The organism is Geminocystis sp. GBBB08, assembly GCF_016743215.1.
Lineage (GTDB): Bacteria > Cyanobacteriota > Cyanobacteriia > Cyanobacteriales > Cyanobacteriaceae > Geminocystis.
On record NZ_VRZC01000118.1, the window covers coordinates 1 to 12,604 of the forward strand.

Here is a 12,604-nt window from a genome sequence, read left to right on the forward strand (position 1 = left end):
AAGGATCTCGCATAAAACGAAAAGCCTCTTCTTCTAAACGATGGATTTGATAGCCTTCTATGACATTAGCTAAACGGAGACAAGTTAGAAACCCATCCATATAGACTCGTAACTCTTCATAGCGACTACCCCTCTGCCATAAATCCACCATTCCATCGGTTAGTTTTTGATAGTATCGAATAACAAAGGGATCTGTGAGCATAATTTTTCTTATTATCTGTTTATTATAAATTTGATAGTTATGAAATACAATGCTTTCATATTTTTATTGTACCCTAATTACCCGGAAACCCTACATACCAAAAATATGTCACCATTGGAATTAATGTCGCTAATGCTAATAGTACTATCATCCAAATAGTAGCACTTCGATCATCGGTTTCCTCCGAGGTAGCAAAAGTTCCATCTATGTTTAATTCTTTTACTTGAGGAGGTCCGGGATCTTCTTTTCCTGACAAAACAGCTACAAGGCGATCGCTAACATCGGTCAAAGCCTGATTATACTGTAAATTTTTTAAAGGTATAGTTGCGGTTTCTTTGAGGATACTTTCAGAAATGGTAGGAGTTAAAAGAGAAGTTAAACCCTCACCACTACGAAGAGCGATACGATTTGTTAAAGTGTCTAAGACAAATAAAGTTTGATTGTTTTGTGCTTCAGGAGTAGGATACCATGTAGAAAAGAGTTCGTTAGTTAAGGAATCAATGGTTTGATCATAATCAAGGCGATTAATCACCACAATACGAGTTTCATTGCCCGTATTTTTGGCTAAATCTCGCAATTGATTGGTTAATTCTCCTTCTGTGGTTTTACTGATAACATCGGCGTTATCCCAAACCCAAACATCTTCTCCTGAGTTAATTACTGGTAAATCATAAACTCCTGTTGCTGAAGCCGAATTTATGCCAAGATTAAGTAATATTAGAAAAGAAAGAACAAAACTGGTAATGATAGCTTTTATTTTTCTCATAAAGTTATTATCCGTGTCGATAAGATCTTGATTTTTCTAATTATCTCATGTTATTTTGCAAATGGGAAAATTTGACAGTGATGTTAACTGTATATTTGATGATAAGCAAGTTTATTTAGAGGTTTCAAATTACTGACGACGACGGCCATTTAAACAACACCATTCTCCTCGTTTCCATAAAGAAGCGATCATCCAACCATTTTTTTCTAAAATAGTGCTTATATCAATAGATTGATCTACTAAAATACCGCTTAAAATCACCCAACCATCAGGTTTAATCATTTCTGTCATATCAGGGATCAAGGTTTTAATGACTTCTGCTAAAATATTACAAACAATACCATCAAATTTTAAGCCGGGAATTAGCTTTAATTGGTCAATACTACCATCAAAAACTTGTATATCATTAACCTGATTTAATTCGCTGTTTTCTTTTGTGGCTAGAGTTGCTAAAGGATCAATATCTGTAGCATATACTTGTTTTGCTCCCAAAAATCTTGCCCCTATAGATAAAATACCAGAGCCACAGCCAATATCAGCTATAACTAACTCTTTTTCTGGTTCATCTAATCTCATCTCTAAAGACTCTAAACATAATTGAGTAGTAGCATGAACACCAGTACCAAAAGCAGATCCCGGATCAAGACGAATAATAATTCGATCAGATTCTTTCGGTGGTTCAATCCATGCAGGATAAATACAAAAGCGATCGCCTATTTCCATCGGTTGCCAGTGATTTTTCCAACTACTAGCCCAATCTTCATCATCAATAATTTTCCAACTAATATCAAGAGAATTATCTCCTTCCAAAATAAAATCTTGTTTTAACCAAAGAGAAAGAGCCGCTAAATCCATTGCTTCTTTAGTAATAGTAGGGATATAGGCTTTGATAAACCAAGCATCTTTTTCCTTTGCTAATGCAGTGCCTTGACAACCAAATTCTTGCAAACGCCAAAAAATATTATCTTCTAATTCAGGTATATAATTTATTTTTATTTCCCACCAAGAAGTCGTCATATTTGTTAATAGTGAATGGTTAAAATAAAGACTTAATATTAAGTAGGTAAGTAAAATTAATTTTCGATTTTATTTTTCTAAGTCATTGACAACAAGTGGTTTAAACCCATTGCCTAGATACAACAATTAATTTTGCCAATGGTATTTATTAAATTTATTTACTATAATAAAAAGCAATTTCTTTCTCTTTTAAAGGGGCAAAATTTGCATCAATTAATTTCTGATTTAACTCTTCTAAAGGTAAATGTTTCGCTCCTATACGCACAATTCTTGAACGCATAGTATTACTAACACCGCTACGCTGTCTTTGTCCTTCTAAACCCATTACTTCCTGATATAAATCAAGTTTTGCTACGGGGATTGCACTACCATCAAAATCAATTCCTTTAGCGATCGCAATATCTACTGCATCAGCGCCAGTGGTTAAATTAGTCATAATAAACCCATTGTAATTATATTGACTTGTAATTTATCATATGTAAAGCATTCTGTCAAGAGAATATTTTTTTTAGCTTCTTGAGTTAGAATAATATTAAGTTTTGTAAAGTAAGCTAAAAATATGATTTTAAAATCGAAAACTACCTTAACCTCATGGCATCAACTTCAACCAATTTGGCAAGGAGGAGAAGAATTAGTGAAAATCGGCTGACCCAATAGTCAATTAGCACCTGCATGGCAGATACTATTGTTAGGGGATGGTTCACCAACTCGACACTTAAGATTATTAACCGGTGAAACCATTGAAGTGGACGTAATTGATATGTCATTTATTGGTGATAGTCTTGATGATGCACCAAAAGGTATAGAAAAAGTGCCAAATCCAAGAATAAGAAGACAAGTATGGTTAAAAACTGCCAGTGGAAAAAGATTAGCCTATGCTACTTCATGGTGGGAAGCCTGTCACGTTGATTATTATTTGCAAAATCGTAGTTTGCCCATCTGGGAAAGTTTATCTCAGTTACACACGGAGTTATATAGGGATATTCAAGGAATTTATTACGGAAAATCCGAGACTTTAGAAGAAGGTTTTGGGGAAAAAGGAGCATTTTGGGGAAGACATTATCTATTTTGGCATCGTGGTAAACCATTAACTTTAATCTATGAAGTTTTTTCGCCTTATTTATCTAAATATTTAGGAGAAATTAATCAGTAATAAGTGAATAGTTGTAAAACGGGCATCTTGCCTGTGATTCCAAATTCCAAATTTCAAATTATTTATAATGTTTCAAACAACTCGCCGTCGTTTAGCAATTTGGTACACTACGGTAACAGCCGTGTTATTAATTATTTTTGCGACGGGAATTTATGGTTATGTTTATACAACTTTAATTGAGAGAATTGATGATACTCTAAAGCACGTTATTGAAATTATTGAGCCTTCTTTAATCATAGATAAAGTTAGTACTGCTGATGGTAAATTTAAGGTTAATTTAGAGGACAGTTTTTATCAACATCCTGCTACTATTAATCAAGTAGAAGATGATCATATTGATTTAGAATGGTTTAGTCCTAATGGTGAGTTATTATGGCAAACTTTAGATGTGCCTTTATCTATTCCTCTTTCCTTTAATTCTGGTGGCAAAACTCTTCGCATTTCTGATGATTATTTATTGCGACAAATCACAAAAAGAGTAGAAATTGGGCGTTATGTTTTAGGTTATTTACGGGTTAGTCATCCTTTATTTGACTTAGTTAAACCTATTCAGCAATTAATTATTGACTTGAGTTTAGGTATTTTTTTAATGCTTCTTTGTGTGGCAGTTATTGGTTGGTTTTTGTCAGGTATTGCCATTAAACCTGTTATCGAATCTTATCAAAGTTTAAAACAATTTACGGCGGATGCTTCTCATGAATTAAGAAACCCTATTGCCACAATCAAAACTAATATTCAAAGTTTATTATCTTATCCTAACACAGATATTTATACTCAACAAAAACAATTAAAAATTGTAGCAAGATTAACGGAAAGATTAAATAATTTAGTCAATGATTTATTATTTTTAGCTCGTAATGATAGCGGTATTATTAAACCTAATTTTCTTCCTATTCCTCTTGATGCTTTATTATTAGAAGTAGTAGAAGAACAAAAAATTGTAGCTAAAGAAAAAAATATTGAGTTATCTTTACAGATTATCAATGATGACTTAACTTCAGAAAATTTACCAGAAGATTTATTTACTATAAACGGAGATTGGACAGAAATTAGTCGTTTATTTACTAATATTATCAGTAATGGCATTATTCATGGTTTTAATCATCACAATCATCATCAAACTTTTACCATTGAAGTTATTTTACAAATTATCAAAAAACAACATAAAAATTATTGTCAAGTAACAATAAAAGATAATGGTATCGGCATTTCTGACTCTATGTTACCTCATCTTTTTCATCGTTTTTATCGGGGTGATTTTTCTCGTACTCAAGGGGAGAATAACTCTAGTTTTAGTACAGGTTTAGGTTTAACGATCGCCTTAGCTATTGCGGAAAGTCATCAAGGTAAAATTCAAGTAGAAAGTAGCCTTAATAAAGGGAGTAATTTTATCGTCAATTTACCTCAATTTAAAAGTTAAAATATCGATTTTTGATCTTAACTTTCCCTATAAACACGAGGGCAAAATAAAAATCTATTTTAGCTGGGAAATTATCAATGTTAATAACTATTGCCTGAAGAATTTAGAATTTAGAATCAAGATTTTACCAGTGCATCGTTACCAGAGCGTTTCCATTCTCGAAAATGTCAATTTCTAAAACTAACAGATAGTGCCAGATACAAAAGTTTTTAACTATTAATTAATCAATTATTAGAAAAAAATCCCCCTTTCTCCCTTTTTCCCCTTCGAAAACAAATGCGTTTTGATACCGACAATGAAAAAACCCTGCATCGTTACCCATTGCCCATTGCCCATTGCCCAAAGAGAGTTAATTTTTTCATCAACTTATTTTTTGTGCAATTTCTATATTATTCCAGCAATAATATTCTCTAATTCTAGTTGATCTAAGGTAGTAATAATAAAGACTTCTTGAACACTTTTACCACATCTAGCAATTAATTTATAACCCCCCCGAATTGGCACAGAAATTTTTAATTTCAGATGGGGGGAATGACTACGAGAGCGACTTAAAACTGCCGGTGTTACAGTTTTTACCCCTTCATAAGTAACTAATTTTTCGAGAATCGGAATCAACCCATCAAGGTGTGTCGAATGATTCCACACTATTCTACCATCAGAAGATTTGCTCATATTGCCTCCAATGGTGCCATTGTCAAACCTTCCCTTTTTAATTGTTGATGATATAATTCAGCTTGTTCTAAAGGACCACTCCATACTAAAGCCTGTCCATCATAGTGTACCTGATTTGTTAACTTCCATGCAAGATCACTAGTCATGTTTGGTATATATTTCATTAAGCAATCTGCTACATGGTCAAATGTATTGAAATCATCGTTTAATACAATTACTTTAAAATTAGGATAAGGTTTACGAGCAACCTCACTAGATTTAGTTGGTGCAATAATTGTACTGGCTAAAACTGTTTGATTCATATTTTAGATCAATAAAAGTAATTTAAACTTAAAGATATTATTAAATATAATTAAATTATATATCACAAACAATAAATTTAAGTAGTTACTTGTAATTATTAATAGTTGTTCATTCACTATCTATCTGATCATTGATCAATCTAGTAATCCTAACATGAAATTAGCCAAAGAAAAAGTTATTTGAGGTCGTGTAAAAGTCTGAGAAGAAGAAGGAATAAAATTTGTTTACTTATTACTTAATTTCACCCAATCTTGAGGTTTTAAGAAAAATTCTGTTAATTTTGCTTCTTGGCTTCCCTCCTCTGGTTTATAGCCATATTCCCAACGGGTTAAAGGTGGTAATGACATTAAAATTGATTCTGTGCGCCCATTAGTTTGTAAACCGAAAATTGTTCCTCGATCATAAACTAAGTTAAACTCGACATAGCGCCCCCGACGATATAATTGAAAATTACGTTCTTTTTCTTCGTATTCTATCTTATTACGACGCTCAACAATTGGAATATAAGAAGCTAAGAAAGCATTACCGCAACTTTGGGCAAAATTGAACAAATCTTCCCAATTATGAGACACTTTACCCACTTTTTGACTATATTGATTAGCTAATCCATTTTGATCTGAACCACCATAAAGGATACCATGATTGTCTTGATAGTCAAAGAAAATTCCACCAATACCTCTAGCTTCCTGACGATGTTTTAAGTAAAAATATTCATCACACCAGCGTTTAAATGTAGGATAATATTCGGGATTGTGGCGATCGCACGCTTGTTTTAACGTAGTATGAAAATGAATTGCATCTTCTTCAAAACCATAGTAAGGAGTTAAATCAGCACCACCGCCAAACCACCAGACAGGACCAGCTTCAAAGTAGCGATAATTGAGATGTACTGTAGGTACATAAGGATTTTTAGGGTGCAATACCATAGAAGTGCCTGTAGCATAAAAACCATGACCAGCCGCTTCAGGGCGTTGGATTAAAATAGAAGGGGGTAAGGTGTTGCCCCAAACTTCAGAAAAGTTAACACCACCTTGCTCAAATACACCACCATCACGGATTACTCTTGTGCATCCTCCGCCACCTTCTTCTCTCTGCCAATTATCTTCCTGAAATTTAGCCTTACCATCTACTGCTTCTAAACCTTGACAAATATTATCTTGTAATGTTTTTACAAATTCTCTCGCTTTTTTTCTGGCATTGCTAGGAGGAAGACTATTATTAACGACTTCTTTTTGTTGAATTATTACACTGGTCATATTTTTTTGATGTTTTGCTTGTTATTTTTACATATTAATAACTATATAGTGATTAAATAATTTAAGCCAAGATAACTTATTAAAACTTAATATTTCATATATACTTAGATGAATGTGATTCTAAGTAGTAATATATAATTAACTATTCGAAATGACACACTAGAAATTCAGGAAATGTGCTAATTTGATTTAGTACGGCTTTATCACTCCATCTTCTCACCGATTACTTATTACCTCCTTTACTGTTATACAATAAGGAATAAGATATTTTGAATCAGAGGAAATAGTTATGACACAATCTTCAGATCGCCAAAGAAAGCAACCTTTACCAGTACCACCTTTAATTCCTACAACGAAGCCTCAAGGAATTACTGATATAGACACTGAAACTAAAGTTAGTTCTAATAATTTTTTTCCCACTTTAGATCAAAAAACTAATATTCCTCCCGAAAAATTTAATATTCCTGATTTCGATGATGATGATTTTGAATCGGATGAGCAACCTGAAATTAATGAAACCGGATTACCGCCATTAAATAAAATTCCTCCTTTAGCTCCCCCAGGCAGATCACCTCTTAATAATCAAAATATTTCAACAAAAACCGCTAATACCGTCCCCGTAGGACGAGTTCCACCTTTAGCTCCCCCTCGAATCACTACCAAACCAGGTGAAACGGATGTTCGTAAAGGTTCAGCAATGGAGAAAAAACCTCCCATGGCCGCCCCCCCTTTAAGAGCAGGTCCTCAAGGAGGAATACGTCCTTCTAGTCCTCCTCCCGTAGGCAGATCACCAGGGCAACCATCCCTTCACGAGTTAGTACAATTAGCTTATGATAACGGTTATTCTGATGTTCATTTAGGGGTAGGAGAATTACCGAGAATGCGCGATCGTGGGGATATGCTCACTTTAGATGAATATCCTGAAATTGATCTCAATACCTTCATGAGTTGGTTACGAGAAATTTTACGAGAAGATGAAATACAAAAATTTAAAAAAGAATTAGAATTTGATGGCGCGACTCAATATGAGTTTGCAAGAGTTCGGATTAATATTTTCGATACTTTAAGAGGACCAGCGTTAGTATTACGTTTAATTCCTCTCAAAATATTAACTTTAGATCAATTGCGCCTTCCTCCCATTTTTCGAGATATTTGTGACGCACATAAAGGTTTAATTTTGGTTACAGGACCGACAGGTTCAGGTAAATCAACTACTCTAGCGGCAATGGTGGATCATATAAATACCGAACACCCAAAACATATTATCACCATTGAAGATCCAGTGGAATTTGTCCATAAAAGTCGAAAATCTCTCATTAAACAAAGGGAAGTAGGGATGCACACCCTCAAGTTTGATAACGCCCTCAAAGCCTCTCTAAGGGAAGATCCAGACATCATTCTGGTAGGGGAAATGCGAGATAAAGAAACCGTAAATACTGCTCTTAAAGCTGCGCAAACGGGGCACTTAGTTATGGGTACTTTACACACTAACAGCGCCGTTAAAACTTTGGAACGTATTTTCACCCTTTATACCGCCGAAGAACAACCAGCCATGAGATCAGCGATCGCAGAATCCTAGGTGGGGATTATTGCACAAGGTCTATGTCGTACTACAGATGGAAAACGAGCCGCTTACCATGACATTTTAATTAACACTGAGACAGTAAAAGACTATATTCTCAGTAACAAATATGAAGAAATTGGTATGTTAATGGCGGATGGTGAATATGACGGTATGATTACGATGAATAAATCTCTTTTTGAACTGTATCAAGAAGGACGTATTACAGAAGAAGTTGCCTTAGAAAGATCTCCTACTCCTAATGAAATGGCAATGATGTTAAGAGGTAGAGTTTAAGTAGGGGTGCGTCAAAAAGTATTTTTATTTTGATGAGGGTAGCTATTAGCAGTCAGCTATTAGCTATCAGCGATTTCCTAAAACTGTGCGCTTTTTTGTTAATTTAATGTCCCTAAACCCTTAATTTTAATAGCTTTCTGAGTTTTTGAGCAAACCCTATTTTTAAAAACTAATTTAGCATACTCATCATTCATCAAGAGCCAGTATTTTTAAGATTTATGAAATTTTGAGAGTTGAGTTCAGAAAATTAAATCGATCTATGTGCATTTGATGATGATTCTTACCATCAATATACTTTAAGGCTTCCTGCCCCATTTGCTCTAAAATTTTCAGCTGTTCAACAATTTCTTGTATTTTTTGTGCCAAACTGAGAGAATCTCCATCTTGAAATATTAATGAATTTTTTTTATTTACGATGTCTAATATACCACTGGTATCTGAAGCAATTACTGGCAATCCTTGACTAAAAGCATCAAATATTATTCTTGGTTGTTCCTCCTTTAAATTACAAACCAAAACAGCATCATATTCTCTTAATACAGAAAAAAAATCTTGACCATAATTAACTGGGTTACGATATTGAACTTTAACACTACCGAAATCTTGTTGACAAAAAATCTGACATTTTTCTTTCAAAGCTCCATCGCCCATAATAGTAATGTTAACTGAACAATTTTGCTTTTTCAAATGTTCAATGGCTTGAAAAAGTACAAAAACCCCTTTATCTTCAATTAATCGAGATGGAAATATTAACTCTGGAACTTTTCTAGCTGTATTGAGCCATTTTTCATTAAAATCATTGAGGGATAATATATCAGATTCATTTACCCAAATAGCCGGTGCTACTAAAGTTCTTTCATTACTATTGCCAATAAAATATTTTTTATAAAAAGACTGGGTAAAAATTCGGGCATCTGCCCACCAAAGACAAAGTCTCAAAATCCATGTATAGGAATAATGCTCAATAATATTTCTGGCTGTTTTCTTTTGATTTTCACTGAGCATCCAGAAAGATGATTCAATAACTATAATCCATTGAAATTTTAACAAAGGTCGAAGAAGAAGCAAATAGAACGATAAAGGGAAAGCCCAACCTGCTCCTCCAGAATGACAAATATCCGCCTCTTTACAGGCTTTAATTACACCTATAAAATTAGGCACAAGATTTTGAATGACAGATACTATGCCATAGTCTTGTTTTAAAGGGAAAATTTTTTCGATACGATAATCGGAAATACAAACTAAATTGCTAATATTTTCAGAATCAATTATTGGACAACAAAGCATTAACCTTGATATATAGTCCAAATGCAGTATTAAATCTTTTGCCCATAAATCATCACAAAAAAAACGTCCTTCACTATTTCTTATTAACGGAATCCTAGTAAAGAGAACATACTTATCTTTTATCATAAACTTTTAATATATATAACAAACTTAACTTTATAGGAAATGGTGAAAGAAGATTTTATCGCCAAAGGTTTAGAAATTCCCATCCCACCTCGTAAATTGGCTTATAGTTAATGATATGATAAACCGAAATCAAATAGAGACATTTGTTTTTGTTATTACTATTACTCTGATGTGATAGTCTTGACATTCTAAATGCAATAAGTCGCAAAATCCTTTCAAAAATCGATTTTCTGGGGTATTATAATTTTGATAGCGTTGAATGCCCATTAATTCCTGTCTTGCTCCTGCTTTTTCGATCGCATCTTTTCCTAGGCGACGCACATAATCTCTTAAACAATAGGCATCCATTTCTTGAATGTGTCCTAAAGGCATCATTTTTGCTACACGATTAAGTTGAGAGCATAATTTAGTGGCAATTAATTCTAATTTATGTCTTAATTCATAGCGTTTATTAAGAGCTAAAACAAGAGGTAAACGAGCATCTTCTTGGCTTAATTTTTTCAAACTTTTTTCAATATTTAAAGGAGAGATTTTTTTGTTTTTATGATGGTTTGTTAAACTATCAAATAAACGGATAAAAAGGCTAATGGTTTCCGCCGTTATACGATCGCATCTTCTACCTAAATCCTTTCATAATAGGTTAGCTAAATCCTCATTATTAGTTAATTGAGTCTCGTCTAATACCTCATCTTTAAGGTAAAATTTAATGATTTCTCCTTGCTTAGTTTCAATATTAATTAACTGAGTTAGACTTTTATTAGTCTCAAAATCAGCTACTTGTATTAAGGGAAATCCGATTTCATATAACCTCTTATCTCTTTGTATTAAGAAAGAATATTGATTTTTTAAATCTTCATCATCTGCTAATTGTAGAAAAGGACGATTTTTACTTTTTAAGGTGACAATAAATTCTGAATTAAAGCAATGACTTTTATTGTTTAAATAATCGGCAATACTGGAATAATAAAACATTTATTATAGGGAATAGTGGATGGTGAATAATGAATTTGGAGGAAAAATTAATTTTCGTTAGTCGCTTTAGCCGACTTTTGCTATTGGTTTCCTCGTCAATTTATTGCGGTGGTTTATTGCTTTAAACCATTACCCTAGAAAGAAATAAATTTCTTTGCTTATAGCTTAAAGTTTCCCAAGACAAATATTCTTCGGGAATAGCAACCTTCTGCTTAACTCCCCTTAACTTCAATTCGGGGGGTTTCCCAAAAGTCAATACATTTGACCTATCTAATACCTTATCCGAGAGAGATTGAGTAGTTTTGTCCTCATTCATTGTGCCTACAAACAAAAATTGATCTGGAATTTTAACACTTTACTATTTTTTATCTCCTCTAAATCCTCTTTTATTTTATTAAAGTAGTTTAGTAACTATATAATTATATATATGTATATTTTTTTTTATACTTCGGATAAAACTTCAGGTAAATATAGTCTTTCTTCACTAGCGTCATACTCGAATAATTCTGCATAACGCCCCCAATCAATGGCGGTAGAAAACTGTTTTTCTGCTTCTTGATGGGGAAAATACTCATCGAGTAAATCTAAGAAAAAGTCAGCTCTTAGTGAACCATTTTGTTTTTCTCTCAGAGAGTTTACAATACTCACAATCATGGGAACATTCTCTAAAATTTGCTGTCTAAATAAATCTTTACTGCGTAAAATGGTAGTAGTAGCGTAATCTTTGCCAATGTCGGTTAAATAAATATCTCCTTGTTCTACTTTGGCAAAACCGAGTAAAACTGTAGCATCCACGATCGGTAATAAATCGTCAATTTCTAATTGCAATCTCTCCGTTAAATTTGGTAAATCTTCTTTATAATTGGGTTTTTCCACAATGATTTCTAATAAACCACTAATTCCCCCCGCCCTAGCATGGGGTAAGGATTGGGCAAAAGGCGATCGAGCTTTTTTCGTGGCGATACTTGTAACCCCTGTTACTTCTACATCAGGATTAGTCATAATGGTATAGATATAATCCACCAGTTGTTTAAAACGATCGCTACTATAAGAATGGGGACGAGGTAAATCAATTTTAATTTCTCCTCGCACTCTTCCTGGTTTTGATCCCAATACTACCACTCGATCGGCTAAAAACACCGCTTCTTCAATATTATGGGTAACAATCACAATACTTTGGGACGGAAATTTGCCATCATTCCATAAATCATCTATTTCCCCTCTCAGGTTTTCTGCGGTTAACACATCTAAAGCACTAAAAGGTTCATCCATAAATAATACTTTTGGTTGCAACACAAAAGCCCTTGCAAAACCGACTCTTTGCTTCATACCTCCTGAAATTTCTTTCGGATAAGCACTTTCAAAACCATCTAACCCCACCAAGTCAATAGCTTTTAAAGCTAATTTTTCTCGTTCATGTCTAGGAATTTTTCGGGCTTCTAAACCTAATTCCACATTTTCTTGCACTGTTAACCAAGGAAGCAAGGCAAAACTTTGGAATACCATCGCTACATCTTCATTCGCACCTTTTAAGCGTTTATGATTACTAATCACTAGTCCTTGACTGGGAGG

At 33.6% G+C, this 12,604-nt stretch carries 13 protein-coding genes and 2 pseudogenes; 3 read left to right on the forward strand and 12 right to left on the reverse strand.

Annotated elements, in window-relative coordinates:
• From FWJ34_RS13875 to FWJ34_RS13890, 4 genes are all read right to left on the reverse strand, one after another.
• Positions 1-202, reverse strand: a 202-nt coding sequence (locus FWJ34_RS13875; protein ID WP_308255924.1) for a DUF6761 family protein, incomplete at its 3' end; no start/stop codon positions are given.
• Positions 203-275: 73 nt separating this feature from the next.
• Complete coding sequence (gene psb32 / locus FWJ34_RS13880; protein WP_308255925.1) at positions 276-968, reverse strand: photosystem II repair protein Psb32; 693 nt, start codon at positions 966-968, stop codon at positions 276-278.
• 129 nt (positions 969-1,097) lie between these two features.
• Positions 1,098-1,985, reverse strand: a complete 888-nt coding sequence (gene prmA, locus FWJ34_RS13885) for a 50S ribosomal protein L11 methyltransferase (protein WP_308255926.1) — start codon at positions 1,983-1,985, stop codon at positions 1,098-1,100.
• Positions 1,986-2,139: 154 nt separating this feature from the next.
• The gene (locus tag FWJ34_RS13890; protein WP_308255927.1) at positions 2,140-2,421 is read right to left on the reverse strand and encodes a DUF4090 family protein; all 282 of its coding nucleotides are present in this window, start codon (positions 2,419-2,421) and stop codon (positions 2,140-2,142) included.
• 123 nt (positions 2,422-2,544) lie between these two features.
• Between FWJ34_RS13890 and FWJ34_RS13895 the strand changes: the two are divergent.
• Together FWJ34_RS13895 and FWJ34_RS13900 are read left to right on the forward strand one after the other, a co-directional pair.
• Positions 2,545-3,138, forward strand: a pseudogene (locus FWJ34_RS13895) (chorismate lyase).
• 67 nt (positions 3,139-3,205) lie between these two features.
• Complete coding sequence (locus FWJ34_RS13900) at positions 3,206-4,558, forward strand: HAMP domain-containing sensor histidine kinase (RefSeq protein ID WP_308255928.1); 1,353 nt, start codon at positions 3,206-3,208, stop codon at positions 4,556-4,558.
• A gap of 384 nt (positions 4,559-4,942) precedes the next feature.
• On the opposite strand, the gene FWJ34_RS13905 is transcribed toward FWJ34_RS13900, so the two are convergent.
• The 3 genes from FWJ34_RS13905 to hemF form a co-directional block, all read right to left on the reverse strand.
• Positions 4,943-5,230, reverse strand: coding sequence for a DUF2103 domain-containing protein (locus tag FWJ34_RS13905; RefSeq protein ID WP_308255929.1), 288 nt, complete (start codon positions 5,228-5,230; stop codon positions 4,943-4,945).
• Positions 5,227-5,532 carry an ATP-dependent Clp protease adapter ClpS gene (gene clpS, locus FWJ34_RS13910; protein ID WP_308255931.1) on the reverse strand — a complete coding sequence of 102 codons (306 nt, stop codon included), beginning with the start codon at positions 5,530-5,532 and terminating at the stop codon, positions 5,227-5,229. Before clpS ends, FWJ34_RS13905 begins: the two co-directional genes overlap by 4 nt.
• Positions 5,533-5,757: 225 nt before the next feature.
• Complete coding sequence (gene hemF / locus FWJ34_RS13915; protein ID WP_308255932.1) at positions 5,758-6,789, reverse strand: oxygen-dependent coproporphyrinogen oxidase; 1,032 nt, start codon at positions 6,787-6,789, stop codon at positions 5,758-5,760.
• A 289-nt stretch (positions 6,790-7,078) separates the two neighbouring features.
• Here hemF and FWJ34_RS13920 point away from each other — a divergent pair.
• A pseudogene (locus FWJ34_RS13920) lies at positions 7,079-8,647 on the forward strand (PilT/PilU family type 4a pilus ATPase).
• 216 nt (positions 8,648-8,863) lie between these two features.
• On the opposite strand, the gene FWJ34_RS13925 reads toward FWJ34_RS13920, so the two are convergent.
• From FWJ34_RS13925 to FWJ34_RS13945, 5 genes are all read right to left on the reverse strand, one after another.
• Positions 8,864-10,060, reverse strand: coding sequence for a glycosyltransferase (locus tag FWJ34_RS13925; RefSeq protein WP_308255933.1), 1,197 nt, complete (start codon positions 10,058-10,060; stop codon positions 8,864-8,866).
• Between the two features lie 129 nt (positions 10,061-10,189).
• A complete protein-coding gene (locus FWJ34_RS13930; protein WP_308255934.1) occupies positions 10,190-10,564 on the reverse strand; it encodes a DUF2357 domain-containing protein in 375 nt (124 codons plus the stop codon).
• 126 nt (positions 10,565-10,690) lie between these two features.
• A complete protein-coding gene (locus FWJ34_RS13935; RefSeq protein ID WP_308255935.1) occupies positions 10,691-11,032 on the reverse strand; it encodes a hypothetical protein in 342 nt (113 codons plus the stop codon).
• Between the two features lie 121 nt (positions 11,033-11,153).
• Positions 11,154-11,348: a hypothetical protein gene (locus tag FWJ34_RS13940; RefSeq protein ID WP_308255936.1), complete on the reverse strand. Its 195-nt coding sequence runs from the start codon at positions 11,346-11,348 to the stop codon at positions 11,154-11,156.
• A gap of 125 nt (positions 11,349-11,473) precedes the next feature.
• A partial coding sequence (locus tag FWJ34_RS13945) for a nitrate/sulfonate/bicarbonate ABC transporter ATP-binding protein (RefSeq protein ID WP_308255937.1) occupies positions 11,474-12,604 on the reverse strand: 1,131 nt, incomplete at its 5' end.